Here is a 15,554-nt window from a genome sequence, read left to right on the forward strand (position 1 = left end):
ACGAGACGGTCCCGTATCGTAAATTCTGGGCAAAGAACCCGGGGCGCGCCCGCCCTTTGCCAAGCGGGGTCGGCGTGCAAGCATGGGAGCAGATCCGGGGACGCCGTACGGCGCCACGAGACGACAACCTTCAGGAGCCTGTTCCATGAACGCTTCTCCGCTTCAGCCTGCCCAGGGCAAGGACAAGGGCGAGGGCCACACCCTCTACGGCGGGGTCACCAACCGCCGGGTGACCGTCCGCGACATCGCCGCCGCCAAGCAGCGCGGTGAGAAGTGGGCGATGCTCACCGCCTACGACGCGCTCACCGCCGGGGTCTTCGACGAGGCCGGCATCCCGGTGCTGCTGGTCGGCGACTCGGCCGGCAACTGCCACCTGGGCTACGAGACCACCGTCCCGGTGACGATGGATCAGATGGTGATGCTGTCGGCCGCCGTGGTGCGCGGCACCCGGCGCGCCCTGGTGATCGGCGACATGCCGTTCGGCTCGTACCAGGAGTCGCCCGCGCAGGCCATGCACAACGCGGCCCGCCTGATGAAGGAGGCGGGGGTGGGCGCGGTCAAGCTGGAGGGCGGCGAGCGCAGCGCCCGCTCGATCGAGCTGCTGGTCGAGGCCGGCATCCCGGTGATGGCCCACATCGGGCTGACCCCGCAGTCGGTGCACGCCTTCGGCGGCTACCCGGTGCAGGGGCGCGGCGACGAGGCCGCGCACCAGCTGCTCCGGGACGCCAAGGCGGTCCAGCAGGCGGGTGCCTTCGCCGTCGTGCTGGAGGCCGTACCGGCCGAGCTGGCCGCGCAGGTCACCGAGCAGCTGGCGGTCCCGACCGTCGGTATCGGCGCGGGGGCGGGCACCGACGCCCAGGTGCTGGTGTGGACCGACATGGCCGGTATGACCGCGGGCCGGGTGCCCAAGTTCGTCAAGCAGTACGCCGACCTGCGGTCGGTGCTCGGCAACGCCGCCCGGGAGTTCGCGGCCGAGGTCGGCGCGGGCACCTTCCCGGCGCCGGAGCACACCTTCAAGTAGTCGGCACAGCAAGGAAGGGCGGTACCGGGGCCCCGGTACCGCCCTTCCTCAGTGACGCGCCATCAGCAGGCGATCGGCAGGTCCAGCGTCACCGGGTTCGGGGACCACGGGTAGGACGCCACCGAGAACGAGGCGTGCACGGTCGAGCCGCACGGCACGGTGCCGCCGACGCCGCGCACCTGGATGGTGGAGGCGGTGAAGGTGCGGTAGGCCTGCACGGTGCCGAGCGAGGCGCCGCCGACGATCTGGCCGTTCAGGTTGACGATGAGCTCCTTCGGCTGCAGCACGGTGCCGGGGCTCGGCGGGCCCGCCAGGCCGACCTGCCCGTACAGCTGCACCTGGTCGCCGGTGACCTCGGCGCACACCTTGGTCTGCAGGCCGGCCTGGAGGCCGGAGTAACCGCAGGTGACCGTGGTGGTCGTGGTGGCCGAAGCCGGGGTGGCGGCGAGCGCCAGCCCGGCCGCGCCGGCGGCGACGAGAAGCTTGCGGAACATTGAAGTTCCCTCCCTCTGAGCAGTGCGAACGGCCCCACGCCGTTCGCTACTGCAATGTGATATTTCACTATAGCCATGAATCTGAGGCATCGTCAGGTTGAACAGTCGCAGCGTGACGGAGGACACTTCGGCGTCGCTCCCGACAGCGGCCCGACAGCGCGCCGGCGGTGGCGACAGCCGGCTGACAGCGGCGTGACAGCGGCCCCCGGCAGGCTGATGCCATGAACCGAAACGACATCGCCCCGAACGACCGGGGGCTCAGCGGCCCGAACGCCGTCGAGGTACGAGGCATCGTCAAGCACTACGGCGAGACCAAGGCCCTGGACGGGGTCGACCTGACCGTCCGCCAGGGCACCGTGCTCGGCGTGCTCGGCCCGAACGGCGCCGGCAAGACCACGCTGGTCCGGGTCCTCTCCACCCTGATCAAGCCGGACGCGGGCACCGCCTTCGTCGGCGGCTACGACGTGCTGCGCCAGCCCAAGCAGCTGCGCCGCACCATCGGCCTGACCGGCCAGTACGCCTCGGTCGACGAGCTGCTCTCCGGGTACGAGAACCTCTACCTGATCGGCCGCCTGCTCGACCTGTCCGCCAAGCAGGCCAAGGCCAGGGCCACCGAGCTGCTGGAGCGGTTCTCGCTCACCGAGGCGGCCGGGCGGCCGGCCAAGACCTACTCCGGCGGCATGCGCCGCCGGCTCGACCTGGCCGCCTCGATGATCGGCAGTCCCAAGGTGCTCTACCTGGACGAGCCGACCACCGGGCTCGACCCGCGCACCCGCAACGAGGTCTGGGACGAGGTGCAGCGGATGGTGGCGGAGGGGGCCACCGTGCTGCTCACCACCCAGTACATGGAGGAGGCGGAGCAGCTCGCCGACGAGCTGACCGTGATCGACCGGGGCAGGGTGATCGCCAACGGCGGGGTCGCCGAACTCAAGTCCCAGGTCGGCGGCCGCACCCTGCAGGTCCGCCCGGTGCACCCGGCCGAGCTGCCGGAGATGGCCCGCTGCCTGCAGGAGAGCGGCCTGACCTCGGTCACCTTCTCCACCGACACCGACCTGCTCTCGGTCCAGCTCACCGACGACGAGCAGCTCACCACCGTGATCGGCGTGCTCGGCTCGCGCGGCTTCGGCATCGCCGGGATCGACACCAAGCTGCCCAGCCTGGACGAGGTCTTCCTGACCATCACCGGCAAGTCCGCCCCCACCGACGCCGTCCCGACCCTGCAGAAGGAGGCCGTGGCATGAGCGCCGCAACCCTCACCCCCGCCGCCCCCGGCCTCGCGCCGCTGACCGCCGACGACGTCCGGATCGGCCCCCGGGCCACCCTCCGGCACATCGGCGCGCTGACCCGGCGCAACCTGATGCGGATCAAGGCCGACCCGGAGTCGATGCTCGACGCCCTGCTGGTGCCGATCATCTTCACCCTGCTGTTCGTCTACGTCTTCGGCGGGGCGCTGTTCCCGACCCGCCAGGAGTACATCCAGTACATGATCCCCGGCCTGCTCGGCACCACCGGGCTGAACCTGGCGATGGCCGTCGGCACCGGGTTGAACAGCGACTTCCAGACCGGTGTGATGGACCGGTTCCGCACCCTGCCGATCGGCCGGTCCGCGGTGCTGGTCTCCAAGATCGCCGCCGAGATGCTGCGCGCGCTGGTGTCCTTCACCATCCTGATCGGCTTCGCGATGATCCTCGGGCTGGAGATCAAGGCCGGCTTCCTGCACCTGTTCGCCGCCGTCGGCCTGTCGCTGATGTTCGGCATGTCGATCATCTGGATCTCGATGCTGCTGGGCATGTCGCTGCGCAGCGTGCAGGCCGTCCAGGGGGTCTCGATGATGGTCATCATGCCGCTCCAGTTCGGCAGCTCGATCTTCGCCCCGACCGGCACCATGCCGGGCTGGCTGCAGACCTTCACCAACTACAACCCGCTCTCCGCGCTGGCCGACGCCTGCCGCAGCCTGATCAACGGCGGGGCGCTCACCCACTCGGTGCTGATCGTGCTGATCTGGTCGGTGGGGGTCACCGCCGTCACCGCCCCGCTGGCCGTGGCCCGGTTCCGCAAGCGGACCTGACGCCGGCTCAGAACTGCTCCACCTCGTCCATCAGGGCGGCGGTCCCGGCCAGGCCGAGACCGCCGCCCTCGGCGTACGCGGCCAGGTACTCGGCCTCGCCGAGCAGCTCCCGGGCGGTCTGCTCGGCCTCCAGCAGCTCCCGCCGCTCGATGAAGGTGCCGCGCGGGCCGTGCAGCCGGTCGTGGGCGCCCAGCAGCACCGTGGCGAACCTGGCCATCCGCAGATCGCCCCGGATCTCGGCGACGATCAGCAGGGTGCCGGTGAACCCGGGCAGCAGCAGCACCGTCATGTGCTCGGCGAACACCCCGGCCGAGCCGTCCGCCTGCCGCATCAGCCCCCGGCCCTGCCGGAGCAGCGCCAGGGCCTGCGTCGGCTCGCCCGACCTGGCCACCACCCAGCCGCGGATGCACAGCAGCATGCCGCCGAACACCTCGGGCACCAGCGGGCCGAGCAACTTCCGTTGTGCCATCAGGAAGTCCAGCCTGGCCAGCGCCTCGGCGTACTCGCCCCGGCGGGTGTGCACCGAGCAGAGCACCAGGTTGCCGAACAGCTGCGCCCCGTCCGCCGACTGGCTGCCCGGCTCCACCTCGGCCAGCGCGGCCCGCACCAGCCGCTCGCCGAGCACCGGATCGCTCTGCAGCACCGCCTCGCCGAGCCGGACCTTGAGCATCGGCACCTCGTGGTGCGCGCCGAGCTCCTCGGCCAGCCCGATCGACTGACGGTACGTCTCGGCGGCCCCCTCGGTGTCCCCCTCGTTGCCCATCGCCTCGGCCTGCGCGGCCAGCGCCTCCGAGCGGCCCCACTTGTCGCCGATCCGGGTGAAGATCTCCAGTGCCTCCGCACTGTCCCGGACGGCCTGCGGCAGACCGCCGACCCAGTCGTTCAGCATCCTGGCCCGGATCTGCAGGACGAACGCCAGGTCGCCCGGGCGGCCGTGCACCCTGGCCCCCGCCACCGCACCGTCCAGCAGGTCCTTCATGGTGTCCATCCGGCCGGCCAGGAAGGCGGCGAACACCCGCATCAGCGCCGGGAACCGGAAGGACTGCGGCAGGTCCGGGGTGTAGACGGTCAGCACCCGCTGGGCGAGGGCGACCGCGTCGGTCTCGCGGAGCTGCTCCATGCTTCCGGTGAAGAAGGTGACCAGCTTGAACAGCTGGACCTGCCGCCGGGCCTCGTCCAGCAGGTCCGCGGACATCGGCAGCGGTGCGTCCAGCGGCCCTTCGGTGAGCGGGACGGGCGGGCGGGCGTCCGCGGCGAAGGCGTCGGGGCCGAGCGCCGCGATCTCCTGGTACCAGCCCTGGGCCTCGCTGCGGTAGTCCCGCAGCTGCCAGAACCAGCTCATCCCGAGCGCCAGGACCAACGCCTCCTGCTCCTCCCGGCGGTCGATCGAACGGCGCAGCGCGGCCCGGATGTTGTCCTGCTCGCGCTCCAGCACGTCCAGCCAGTGCAGCTGCTCGGGGCCGTGCACCCGCAGCTCGGCGTTGCGCACCAGCTCGCGGTAGTACCGGACGTGACGCATCGCCACCTCCGGCTCGTCGGCCTCGGCCAGCCGCTCCGTCGCGTACTCCAGGATGGTCTCCAGCATCCGGTAGCGCGGGTGCGCGCCGAGCCCGGCCACCAGCAGCGACTTGTCGACCAGCGAGAGCAGCAGGTCGGCGACCTCCTCCCGGGGCACCCCGGCCTCGTCGGCGCAGACCTGCTCGGCGCCCTCCAGGCTGCAGCCGCCCGCGAAGACCGCGAGCCTGCGCAGCACCGCGCGCTCGCGCTTGCCCAGCAGGTCCCAGCTCCAGTCCACCACCGCGCGCAGGGTCTGCTGCCGGGGCAGCAGGGTGCGCGAACCCGCTGTCAGCAGGGCGAACCGGCCGTCCAGCCGGTCGGCGATCTGACGCGGGGTCAGACCGCGCAGCCGGGCCGCGGCCAGTTCGACGGCCAGCGGCAGGCCGTCCAGCCGGCGGCAGATCTCGGCGCAGGCGGCCGGGTCCTCGGCCGGGTCGAAGCCGGGCCGGGCGGCGGCGCCGCGCTCGGCGAGCAGCCGCAGCGCGACCTCGCCGGGCAGCGGTTCGACCGGCAGCAGCGCCTCGCCGGGGACGCCGAGCGGCTCCCGGCTGGTGGCCAGCACGGTCAGCCCGGGGCACTCGGCGAGCAGGAGGTCGGCCAGCTCGGCGGCGGCCTGGACCAAGTGCTCGCAGTTGTCCAGCACCAGCAGCATCCGGCGCTGCGCGCAGTGCTCGACCAGCCGCCGGACCGGGTCGTGCACCCGGGCCGCCTCGCCGACCGCGCCGCCGGTGTGCAGCACGGTCTCCCGCAGGCCGAGGGCGGAGAGCACCGCGCCGGGGGTGGCGGCCGGGTCGTCCAGCGAGGCCAGCTCGACCTGCCAGACGCCGTCCGGCCAGCGGCCGGACGCCTGCTCGGCGAGCGCGGCCTCGACCGAGAGCCGGGTCTTGCCGGAGCCGCCGGGGCCGGTCAGCGTGGTCAGCCGCCCGGCGGTCAGGGCGACCCGGACCGCCGCCAGGTCCCCGCCCCGGCCGACGAAGCTGGTCAGCCTCGGGCGCAGGTTGCCGGCCGCCCTGGCCCGCTCGGGGGCCCGCACCGGGGCGGGCTCGGCGCCGTTCAGCAGGTCCCGGTGCAGGGCCCGGAGCGGCTCGCCCGGGTCGGTGCCGAGCTGGTCGGCCAGCGCCCGGCGGGTGCGCTCGTACTGCTGGAGCGCCTCGGCCGTCCGGCCGCCGTCGCGCAGCGCGCGGATCAGCAGGACGGCCAGTGGCTCGTCCAGCGGCCGCAGCTCGCAGAGTTCGGCCAGCTCGGCGGTCACCCCGGCGGCCCGGCCGAGCGCGAGCTCGGCGGTGATCCGGTCCCGGCGGACCTCGTCCCGGTCGGCCTCCAGCCGGGTGGCGGAGCCGCCCCGGTCCGGCAGGTCGGCCAGGGCGGGGCCGCGCCAGAGCGCGAGCGCGGCGGTCAGCCGCTCGGCGGCCGACGCGTGGTCGCCCTGCTCGGCGGCCCGGCGGCCGTCGGCGGCGAGCCGCTGAAAGCCCGTCAGGTCGCTGGCCGGGTCGGTCAGCCAGTACCCGGCCGGGCCGGAGCCGACCTGCTCGCGGCCGACCGTCCGGCGCAGCCGGCCGACCAGGGTCTGCAGCGCGGCGGCCGAGTCCTGCGGCGGGTCGGCGCCCCAGACCTCGTCCACCAGCAGGTCGGCCGGGACGGGCCGGCCCTGGCGCAGCACCAGCGCGGTGAGCAGCGCGCGCAGCCGGGCACCGCCGAGCGGGACCGGGGTGCCGTCGTCGTGGTGGGCGGTGGTGGTTCCGAGGATGCCGTAGTGCACCCGACCATTCTGGGTGACGCCGGGCCCTCCCACGGACGGAACCCCGGCCCCGGACGGTCCGTTCACCTGACACGCCTTGTCCGGGGCACCGCCGTCCAGGCATGATCGACCGTCGGTCCTTCCCACACATCGGAGCCAACCCGCCATGACCTTCGCCGAAACCCAGCGCTCGCGCAGCGAGGACCGCCGGATCAGTCCGGTGTTCTGGGTACTGCTCGCGACCCTCGGCACGGCGAGCTGGGCGCTGGCCACCGGCTACGGCAGCGCCCGGTTCGGCGTCTTCCTGTTCGTGGTGGCCGGCTGGGTGGTCTCGCTCTGCCTGCACGAGTACGCGCACGCCCGCACCGCGCTGCACGGCGGCGACATCTCGATCGGCGCCAAGGGCTACCTGACCCTCAACCCGTTCAAGTACACCCACGCCCTGCTGAGCTTCGTACTCCCGGTGGTCTTCGTGATCCTGGGCGGCATCGGCCTGCCCGGCGGCGCGGTCTACATCGAGCGGCACCGCATCCAGGGCCGCTGGAAGCACAGCCTGGTCTCGGCGGCGGGCCCGCTGGTGAACCTGCTCTGCGCGGCGGTCCTGCTGATCCCGGTCGGGGCCGGCTGGCTGGACGACACCTCGGTCTTCGCCGAGATCGACGGCCACCGGCTGACGGTCTCCCCGCTGGCCGCCGCGTTCGCCTTCCTCGGCCTGCTCCAGATCAGCGCGGCCCTGCTCAACCTGCTGCCCGTCCCGGGCCTGGACGGCTACGGCATCATCGAGCCCTGGCTCTCGCTCAAGACCCGCCGCGCGGTCGAGCCGTTCGCCCCGTACGGGCTGCTCGCGGTCTTCGCCCTGCTCTGGCAGCCCGAGGTGAACCGGTGGTTCTTCGACCTGGTCTACTCGACGGTCGAGCTCTTCGGCGTCGACCCCCGGCTCAGCGCGCTCGGCGACTTCCTGTTCCGCTTCTGGAAGAACTAGCCGAGCGGGACGGCCGCCGGCCGCTCGCAGGTGCTGGACACCTCGACCTGGCGGCCCTCGGTGGTGGCGGTGAGCAGGCACTCCATGACGTCGAGCACGTGGTGGGCCAGCTCGGCGCCCGCCCGGTGCGGGGTGCCGGTGACGAGTGCGCGGGCCAGGTCGGCCACGCCCTGGCCGCGGGCCGCGTCCCGGTAGCCCGCGCTCGGTGCCAGCGTCGACCAGCCGGCCTCGTCGGCGCCGTGCAGCCGGACCGGGCCGTCGAAGTGGTTCGGGTCGGGGACGGAGAGCGAGCCGGCCGTGCCGTACACCTCGATGTCCGGCAGCCGGGCCGCCCAGACGTCGAAGCTCATCAGCAGGGTGGTCAGTGCCCCGCCGACGTGCTCCAGCACGCCGGTGACGTGGGTGGCCACCTCGGCCTCGATCCGGGTGCCGGCCCGGGGGCCGTTGGCGACCGTACGGACCGGGCGCGGGGTGGCGGCCAGGCCGGTCACCCGGCGGACCGGACCGAGCAGGGTGACCAGCGCACTCAGGTGGTACGGGCCCATGTCGAACAGCGGGCCACCACCGGGGCGGTAGTAGAAGTCCGGGTCGGGGTGCCAGAGTTCGTGACCCGGCGTGGTCATGAAGGCGGTGGCGGCCAGCGGGGTGCCGATCCGGCCCGAGTCGAGCACCGCGCGGGCGGTCTGCAGACCGGTACCGAGCACGGTGTCGGGCGCGCAGCCGATCCGGACCCCGGCCGAGGCGGCGGCGGTCAGCAGCTCGCGGGCCTCGCCGGTGGTGGCGGCCAGCGGCTTCTCCCCGTACACGTGCTTGCCGGCGGCGATCGCGCGGTGGGCGACCTCGGCGTGCGCGGCGGGGACGGTCAGGTTGAGCACCAGGTCGACGTCGGCGGCGGTGCAGAGTTCGTCGAGCCCGGCGGCCCGGGCGTCCGGCACGGTACGGGCGGCGGCCTCGGCCCGGGCCGGGTCCAGGTCGGCGACCGCCGTCACCCTGGTGCCGGGCAGGCGGGTGAGGGTGTCCAGGTAGACCGCACTGATCCTCCCCGCGCCGACCACGCCGACCCGGAGCTCCGTCACCTGCTCGCCCATGTCATCCCCTGCCTGGTCATCAGTTCCACCTCGGGGACGGCCAGGTCGGCCGGGGTGTGGCCGATGGTGCTGACGAACACCCGGCCCGCGCCCCACCGTCTGGTCCAGGTCACCGGCATGACGGTGCCCGCGAGTTCGGGGTGGTCCGGGTCCTCGGCGAACACGGTGCTCGCGAGCACCTCGACCGCCGGGTCGACGTGCAGGTAGTACTGCTCGGTGGTCACCTCGAACGGGCTGACCCCGGCCATCGCCGGGTGCCCGGGGGCCACCGGGTCGACCCGGTAGCGGACGAACTCGCGCGGGTGGTGGACGAACTGACCGCCCGTCATCAGCTGGTAGTCCGTGCAGTCCCGGAACGCGTCGACGATCCCGCCGTGCCAGCCCGCGAGCCCGGTCCCGGCCCGGACCGCCCGGGACAGCCCGGCGGCCTGGCCGTCGGTGATCCGGCCCATCGTCCAGCACTGCACCACCAGGTCGGTGGCGGCCAGCAGCCCGTCGTCCAGATAGCTGTCCAAGGAATCGGAGACCAGCACCCGGAAACCGTCCCGTTCGAGCAGCCGCACACACCACTCGGCGGCCTCGACCGGCGCATGTCCCGCCCAGCCGCCGCGCACCACCAGAGCCGTACCTGACATCGCGTCATCCCCCCGTCGGCCGACGGTGAAATGTTACATGGTACGGCCGGTCCGGCTAGCCCTGCGGCGGGACCGCCTTCGCCTGACGGGCCCGGCGCAGGTGGTACCAGGCGATGTTGCTGAAGACGCCGGCCATCAGGATCCAGATCAGCCCCAGCCAGCGGCCCTGGACCAGCGAGACCACGGCGGCGACCAGTGCGAGCACACAGATGATCGAGGCGAAGAGGGCGTTGCGGGGCATGGCGCGGGACTCCTAGGGCCGGGAACGGTCGGCCCCCATTCTCGCCGACCGCTCCGACCGCTCCCGACGGGGTCAGACGTCGGTGATCCGCAGGCCCGCGTGCGCCTTGTACCGGCGGTTCACCGAGATCAGGTTGGCGACCAGCGACTCGACCTGGTGGGCGTTCCGCAGCCGGCCCGCGAAGATACCGCGCATACCCGGGATCCGGTCGGCCAGCGCCTGGACCAGGTCGGTGGCCGCCCGGTCCTCGCCGAGCACCAGCACGTCGGTGTCGATCCGGTCGATCGACGCGTCCTGCAGCAGCACCGCCGAGAGGTGGTGGAAGGCGGCGGTCACCCGGGAGTCCGGCAGCAGGGCGGCGGCCTGCTGGGCGGCGCTGCCCTCCTCCGGCTTGAGCGCGTAGGCGCCCTGCTTGTCGAAGCCGAGCGGGTTGACGCAGTCCACCACGATCTTCCCGGCCAGCTCCTCGCGCAGCCCGGACAGCGTGGCGGCGTGGCCGTCCCACGGCACCGCGACGATCACCAGGTCGCTCTGCCGGGCACACTCCGCGTTGTCGGCGCCCCGCACGCCGAAGCCGATCTCGGCCGCCGCGGCCGCCGCGCGCTCGGCGGTCCGGGAGCCGATCACCACCTGCTGGCCGGCCTGGGCCAGCCGGAAGGCCAGCCCACGCCCCTGGTCGCCGGTGCCGCCGAGGACGCCGACCACCAGACCGGAGACATCGGGCAGCGCGGGCTCAGTCACTGATTCGTGGGTAGTCATGTCGAAGATCCTGCCAAAGCCCGCGGGCCTGCTCCATCCTCTTGGTCCATGGACGCGGTGAGAGTTTCAGCACTACGCGAACGGCTGGCCGGTACCGGCTGGCCCGAGTCCGCCCTGCTCCTCGGCGGGGCGCTGCGCCGCTCGGTGGGCCGCCGCACCGCCCGTGGCCTGCTGCTGGTCGGCACCGAGGCGTACGAACCCTGGCACCTGGCCGCCCATCTGGACGAGGAGGCCACCCGCTCGGGGGTCACCCGGCTGGCCCCGGTCCTGCTGCGCCACCGGGTCGAGTCCGGCGCGCCGGCCCATCTCTCGTACGGGCTGCGCGGTCTGACGGAGGCTCGGCGGGGCGCGACCGTGCTGCTGGTGGCACCCGCCGCGGCGGAGGCCGGGCTGCTGGAGCGGGTGCGGGACGCCCGGCGCGGCGGGGCGACGGTGCTCGCGGTGGACACCGGCGACCCGGAGCTGGCCGGACTGGTGCACGAGCGGCTGACCGTGCCGGGTGCCGGGCCCGAGCCGTTCGACCTGGTCCAACACCTGGTCAGCTCGGCCGCCGGGGCCCCCGCGTCCCGGCTGGCCAGGCTCGCCGAGCGGCTCACCGGCTCGCCCGTCGCGCACTGGTAATTCGGTTGCGGCCGTCCGACGGGCCGCCGCAGGATGGCTTCCCGTGACCACCCCACCCTCCCGCTGGCAGCGGATCCGGCCCGACCTCACCCCGTGGCGGTCCTCCCGGGACTTCCGGCTGCTCTGGAGCTCGGGCTGCGTCTCCTCCTTCGGCAGCTTCCTGACCTACGTCGCGGTGCCGCTGCAGATCAAGCACCTGACCAACTCCTCCTTCGCGGTCGGTCTGATCGGCGCGGTCGAACTCGTCCCGCTGATCGTCTTCGGCCTCTGGGGCGGCGCGCTCGCCGACGCGCTGGACCGGCGCAAGCTGGTGCTCTGCGCCGAGGCCGGGCTGCTGCTGCTCTCCTCGCTGCTGCTGCTGAACGCGCTGCTGCCGAGCCCGGTGCTCTGGCCGATCTACCTGGTGGCCGGGCTGGTCGCCGCCGTGGACGGGCTCCAGCGCCCGGCACTGGACTCGCTCACCCCGCGGATCGTCGCGCACGACCAGCTGACCGCCGCCTTCGCGCTCAACTCGCTCTACCGGAACGCCGCTTCGGTGGCGGGCCCGGCCGTGGCCGGCGTGATCGTCGCGGTGGCGGGGGTGCAGACCGCGTACGCGATGGACGTGCTCACCTTCGGCGTCTCGCTGCTGCTGCTGGCCCGGATGCGGGCCGTCCCGCCGTCGACCGGCGCCGACAAGCCCTCGCTGGGCGCGATCGTCACCGGCATCAAGTACGCCTGGGGCCGCCGCGACCTGCTGAGCACCTATGTCATCGACACCTGCGCGATGCTGTTCGCCTACCCGGTGGCGATCTACGCCTTCTGGGCCTCCGACCTGCGCGCCGACTGGGCGCTCGGCCTGATGTACGGCGCCACCGCCACCGGTGCGCTGGTGGTCTCGGCGACCAGCGGGTGGACCTCGGGGATCCACCGGCACGGCCGGATGCTGGTGCTGGCCGCGCTCGGCTGGGGCGTCTCGATCACGCTGGCCGGACTGGTCGGCGACATCTGGCTGGTGCTGCTCTGCCTGGCCGCCGCCGGGGGCGCGGACCAGATCAGCGGGGTGGCCAGGTCGACCGTCTGGAACCAGTCCATCCCCGACCAACTGCGCGGCCGGCTGGCCGGGGTGGAGCTGCTCAGCTACTCGGTCGGCCCGCAGCTCGGCCAGGTCAGGGCCGGCGGGATGGCCGGTCTGGTCGGCGTCCGCGGCTCGGTCTGGGCCGGCGGCCTGGCCTGTGTGGTCGGCGTGCTCGGGCTGGTCGCGGCGGTGCCGCAGCTGCTGCGCTACGACGACCGGACGGACCCGAACGTCGCGCTGGTCCGGGCCCGGCACGAGGCCGAGGCGGCCACCCGGGAGGCGGCCGCCGCCTGACCCCCGGTCAGCTCTCCGGCCTGGCCCCGTCACCGTCGTTCCAGCGCGGGTCCTGGCGCCACTCCTGGTTGCGCTCGGCGGCGGTCTCCAGCGCGTGGGCCGCCTCCTCCCGGCTGGCGTACGGACCGAGCCGGTCCTTGGCCGGGCACTCCGGGCCCTCCTCGACCTTGGCGTGCTTGATGCACCAGAACCACTCGCCGGGCTTGCCGGTCGGCTTGCTCCTGCCGAACACCATCGACTGCTCCCTCCGTCGTCCTGTGACGATCATGCCCCGCCCAGGGCTTCGCACGCACGGCCGGGTGCTCCGCGACCCGGCCGATAGACTCGCGACCATGGCTCTCGTACCCGGCATCCAGTCCCCCATCCGCAAGGTCCCCGCGCACATCCCGCGCCCGGAGTACGTCGGCAAGCCCAAGCCGACCCCGTACACCGGCCCCGAGGTGCAGACCGCGGAGACCGTCGAGAAGATGCGGATCGCCGGCCGGATCGCGGCCCGGGCGATGGCGGAGGCGGCCAAGCTGATCGCCCCCGGGGTGACCACGGACGAGCTCGACGCGGTCGCCCACGAGTACATGTGCGACCACGACGCCTACCCGTCCGACCTCGGCTACCGTGGCTTCCCCAAGTCGGTCTGCACCTCGATCAACGAGGTGATCTGCCACGGCATCCCGGACTCGACCGTGCTGCAGGACGGCGACATCGTCAACATCGACGCCACCGCCTACATCCACGGCGTGCACGGCGATCTGAACGCCACCTACCTCTGCGGCGAGGTGGACGAGGAGTCCCGGCTGCTGGTCGAGCGCACCCGGGAGTCCCTGGACCGGGCGATCAAGGCGGTCAGGCCGGGCCGGCAGATCAACGTGATCGGCCGGGTGATCGAGTCCTACGCCAAGCGCTTCGACTACGGCGTGGTCCGCGACTTCACCGGCCACGGGATCAACACGTCGTTCCACTCCGGCCTGATCATCCCGCACTACGACAGCGAGCGGGCCACCGAGGTGATCAAGCCCGGGATGACCTTCACCATCGAGCCGATGCTCACCCTGGGCACGTACGACTACGAGATCTGGGCCGACGGCTGGACGGTGGTCACCAAGGACCGCAAGCGCACCGCCCAGTTCGAGCACACCCTGCTGGTCACCGCAGACGGCGCCGAGATCCTGACGCTGCCTTAGCCGACGGCGCGGGCGCGGTCAGCCGATCAGCCACTGCTCCTCGGCGACCGCGCCCACCTCGGTACAGGCGTCGGTCAGCACGTCGAGCACCCGGAGCGCGTCCGGCAGGGCGTACTCCGGGCCGCGCAGCCAGCGCACCTCGGAGCCGTCCGGCAGCGAGGCCGGCGGCAGCAGGGTGTAGGAGCCCCGGCAGTGCCAGCGCAGGCCGGGGTGCTCGGACATGGTGTCGGGCGTGCTGTCCAGCACGCTCGGCCACCACTCGTCCTCGTCCACCGGGGTGCCCCGGGTGGCGGTGAAGAACAGGTAGCGGTCCTCGCCGACCGCGGCCACCGGACCGTGCACGCCGAGCGCGTCGAGCCGCTCCAGCGCCAGCCGACCGGCCTCGGCCGGGACGTCCAGCACGTCGTGGGCGCGGCCGGTCGCGGTGATGAAGTTGGCCTGCGGGTCACGGGACAGCCAGCGGGCCAGCTGCTCGGGATCGACGGTGGCCTGGGACTGCCAGGCGAACGAGACGGGGTGCTGGGCCGGCGCCGGACAGCCGACCCGGTCGCACGAACAACGGTGCCCCGCCGGGTGCGCGGCCGGTGCCAGCGGGAAGCCCGCCCGCACCGCACCGAGCAGCAGATCCAGTCGACCTGCCGCGTCCACCCCGGTCGCGGCGGTGGCACGCTCGCGCTCTCGTCGCTGCCACCAACTGGTCCACCTGCTGCTGCTGGCTTCCATCGGGCCCCTTCCGCACCTGCTGTAGTTGCCGTGCCTGGTGTGACACAGCGACCGACGCAACATCCGACGCAACGCCGGAGCCCGCCCCGTTACTCCCGGGGACGCGGTTGATCCGGCAGCTTCGCCGAAGGCCGGAGCCGGGGTTGCCGGACGGCCGAACGCCCGGGGGCACGGTACGGACACGAGAGTTGAGGCTCGGCGGGCGGGCGCGCCGTGCGCACCTCACCCGGCCCGTACGAGGGCCCGCCGACCCGGGAAACCCCGGGGGCGTACAGAGCAGGATAAGGGTGCCGGGGGGGCCGTTCCGACCGGGGGCGGTGCTGCGCTGGTCACACCGGCTCCCGATCTCCTTCACACCGCCGCCCCAGCGTCCCCGTAGGGTGGAACCGTGAGAAGCACGGACACCGAATTCCACGGCGGCCCGCTGGACGGGCGGGTTCTCCCCATCGCGCTGACCCCGTTCAACAACGTCCCGAAGACCTACCGCGTCCCGGTCCCGGCCCACGGTGAGACCCCCGCCACCACACTGGTCTACCACCGGGCCAAGGAGCACGACCCCAAGGGACGCTGGCGCTGGCGCTACGAGTACGACCCCGAAGCCTGACGTCCCCTCAGCCTCCCGGCGGCCCGGAAAAGTTTTTTCCGGGCCTGTCACACTCGCGTCCCCCACCGGGTCAATGCGGTGAGACGTGCCGGAGCGAACCCGCTCCGGACGCCGCCCACCGAGGAGACCGCCATGCAGAACGCCCACCTCGTCGTCACCGTCCTGGCCGCCGCCATGTCGGGCTTCTCCGCCTACTCGCTGCTGTCCCGGGCCGACTGGGTGGTCCAGGCGATGGTCGAGTACCGGGTGCCGCGGACCTGGTGGACCCCGCTCGGCCTGGCCAAGGCCGCGGGTGCGCTCGGTCTGCTGGCCGGTCTCGTCCTCCCGGTGGTCGGCCTCGCCGCCACCGTCGGCCTGGCCCTCTACTACCTCGGCGCCGTGGTCACCGTGATCCGGGCCCGCTCGTACGCCCACGTCCCGTTCCCGCTGGTGTACCTGGCCCCGGCGGTGGTCGCCTACGGCCTGGGCCTCGCGGCCTGACCCGGGGCGACGGG

General features: G+C 73.2%; 17 protein-coding genes. 9 read left to right on the forward strand and 8 right to left on the reverse strand.

The annotated features are described in order from the left end of the window. The first annotated feature begins 145 nt into the window (after positions 1-145). Positions 146-1,021, forward strand: a complete 876-nt coding sequence (panB, locus tag OHV05_RS08515) for a 3-methyl-2-oxobutanoate hydroxymethyltransferase (protein ID WP_405017109.1) — start codon at positions 146-148, stop codon at positions 1,019-1,021. Positions 1,022-1,083: 62 nt separating this feature from the next. Here panB and OHV05_RS08520 read toward each other — a convergent pair whose 3' ends face one another. Further along, positions 1,084-1,515 carry a hypothetical protein gene (locus tag OHV05_RS08520; protein ID WP_405017110.1) on the reverse strand — a complete coding sequence of 144 codons (432 nt, stop codon included), beginning with the start codon at positions 1,513-1,515 and terminating at the stop codon, positions 1,084-1,086. Positions 1,516-1,736: 221 nt separating this feature from the next. Between OHV05_RS08520 and OHV05_RS08525 the strand changes: the two genes are divergently transcribed. Then, a complete protein-coding gene (locus tag OHV05_RS08525; protein ID WP_405017111.1) occupies positions 1,737-2,756 on the forward strand; it encodes an ATP-binding cassette domain-containing protein in 1,020 nt (339 codons plus the stop codon). Then, on the forward strand, positions 2,753-3,583 hold the full coding sequence (locus tag OHV05_RS08530; RefSeq protein ID WP_405017112.1) for an ABC transporter permease: 831 nt from the start codon (positions 2,753-2,755) through the stop codon (positions 3,581-3,583). The genes OHV05_RS08525 and OHV05_RS08530 overlap by 4 nt, the downstream gene beginning before the upstream one ends. A gap of 7 nt (positions 3,584-3,590) precedes the next feature. On the opposite strand, the gene OHV05_RS08535 is transcribed toward OHV05_RS08530, so the two are convergent. Continuing rightward, on the reverse strand, positions 3,591-6,899 hold the full coding sequence (locus OHV05_RS08535; protein ID WP_405017113.1) for a BTAD domain-containing putative transcriptional regulator: 3,309 nt from the start codon (positions 6,897-6,899) through the stop codon (positions 3,591-3,593). Positions 6,900-7,044: 145 nt separating this feature from the next. Here OHV05_RS08535 and OHV05_RS08540 point away from each other — a divergent pair, with 145 nt between their 5' ends. Further along, entirely contained in the window at positions 7,045-7,860 is an 816-nt protein-coding gene (locus OHV05_RS08540; RefSeq protein ID WP_405017114.1) for a site-2 protease family protein, read from the forward strand. Here the strand turns inward: OHV05_RS08540 and OHV05_RS08545 are convergent. The 4 genes from OHV05_RS08545 to npdG form a co-directional block, all read right to left on the reverse strand. Continuing rightward, positions 7,857-8,948: a Gfo/Idh/MocA family protein gene (locus OHV05_RS08545; protein WP_405017115.1), complete on the reverse strand. Its 1,092-nt coding sequence runs from the start codon at positions 8,946-8,948 to the stop codon at positions 7,857-7,859. The two genes, OHV05_RS08540 and OHV05_RS08545, sit on opposite strands and share 4 nt — an antisense overlap. Next, on the reverse strand, positions 8,933-9,583 hold the full coding sequence (locus OHV05_RS08550; protein WP_405017116.1) for a ThuA domain-containing protein: 651 nt from the start codon (positions 9,581-9,583) through the stop codon (positions 8,933-8,935). The genes OHV05_RS08545 and OHV05_RS08550 overlap by 16 nt, the downstream gene beginning before the upstream one ends. Before the next feature lie 55 nt (positions 9,584-9,638). Beyond that, positions 9,639-9,824: a hypothetical protein gene (locus OHV05_RS08555; RefSeq protein ID WP_403032851.1), complete on the reverse strand. Its 186-nt coding sequence runs from the start codon at positions 9,822-9,824 to the stop codon at positions 9,639-9,641. Between the two features lie 72 nt (positions 9,825-9,896). Beyond that, the gene (gene npdG, locus OHV05_RS08560) at positions 9,897-10,565 is read right to left on the reverse strand and encodes an NADPH-dependent F420 reductase (RefSeq protein ID WP_405017117.1); all 669 of its coding nucleotides are present in this window, start codon (positions 10,563-10,565) and stop codon (positions 9,897-9,899) included. Positions 10,566-10,631: 66 nt separating this feature from the next. Here npdG and OHV05_RS08565 point away from each other — a divergent pair, with 66 nt between their 5' ends. Both OHV05_RS08565 and OHV05_RS08570 read left to right on the forward strand, forming a co-directional pair. Next, positions 10,632-11,204, forward strand: a complete 573-nt coding sequence (locus OHV05_RS08565) for a hypothetical protein (protein WP_405017118.1) — start codon at positions 10,632-10,634, stop codon at positions 11,202-11,204. A gap of 43 nt (positions 11,205-11,247) precedes the next feature. Continuing rightward, the gene (locus OHV05_RS08570) at positions 11,248-12,555 is read left to right on the forward strand and encodes an MFS transporter (protein WP_405017119.1); all 1,308 of its coding nucleotides are present in this window, start codon (positions 11,248-11,250) and stop codon (positions 12,553-12,555) included. Positions 12,556-12,562: 7 nt separating this feature from the next. Here the strand turns inward: OHV05_RS08570 and OHV05_RS08575 are convergent, their stop codons facing one another. After that, positions 12,563-12,790, reverse strand: a complete 228-nt coding sequence (locus OHV05_RS08575) for a hypothetical protein (RefSeq protein WP_405017120.1) — start codon at positions 12,788-12,790, stop codon at positions 12,563-12,565. A gap of 97 nt (positions 12,791-12,887) precedes the next feature. On the opposite strand from OHV05_RS08575, the gene map reads away from it, so the two are divergent. Then, positions 12,888-13,733, forward strand: coding sequence for a type I methionyl aminopeptidase (gene map, locus OHV05_RS08580; protein WP_403032865.1), 846 nt, complete (start codon positions 12,888-12,890; stop codon positions 13,731-13,733). Between the two features lie 18 nt (positions 13,734-13,751). Here map and OHV05_RS08585 read toward each other — a convergent pair whose 3' ends face one another. Then, on the reverse strand, positions 13,752-14,456 hold the full coding sequence (locus tag OHV05_RS08585; protein ID WP_403032868.1) for a bifunctional DNA primase/polymerase: 705 nt from the start codon (positions 14,454-14,456) through the stop codon (positions 13,752-13,754). A gap of 388 nt (positions 14,457-14,844) precedes the next feature. Between OHV05_RS08585 and OHV05_RS08590 the strand changes: the two genes are divergently transcribed. Both OHV05_RS08590 and OHV05_RS08595 read left to right on the forward strand, forming a co-directional pair. Then, positions 14,845-15,060, forward strand: a complete 216-nt coding sequence (locus tag OHV05_RS08590) for a hypothetical protein (protein WP_405017121.1) — start codon at positions 14,845-14,847, stop codon at positions 15,058-15,060. A gap of 132 nt (positions 15,061-15,192) precedes the next feature. Continuing rightward, a complete protein-coding gene (locus tag OHV05_RS08595; RefSeq protein WP_405017122.1) occupies positions 15,193-15,540 on the forward strand; it encodes a DoxX family protein in 348 nt (115 codons plus the stop codon). Positions 15,541-15,554: the final 14 nt, after the last annotated feature.

The sequence above is a fragment of the Kitasatospora sp. NBC_00070 genome (assembly GCF_045041205.1).
Taxonomy (GTDB): Bacteria; Actinomycetota; Actinomycetes; order Streptomycetales; family Streptomycetaceae; genus Kitasatospora.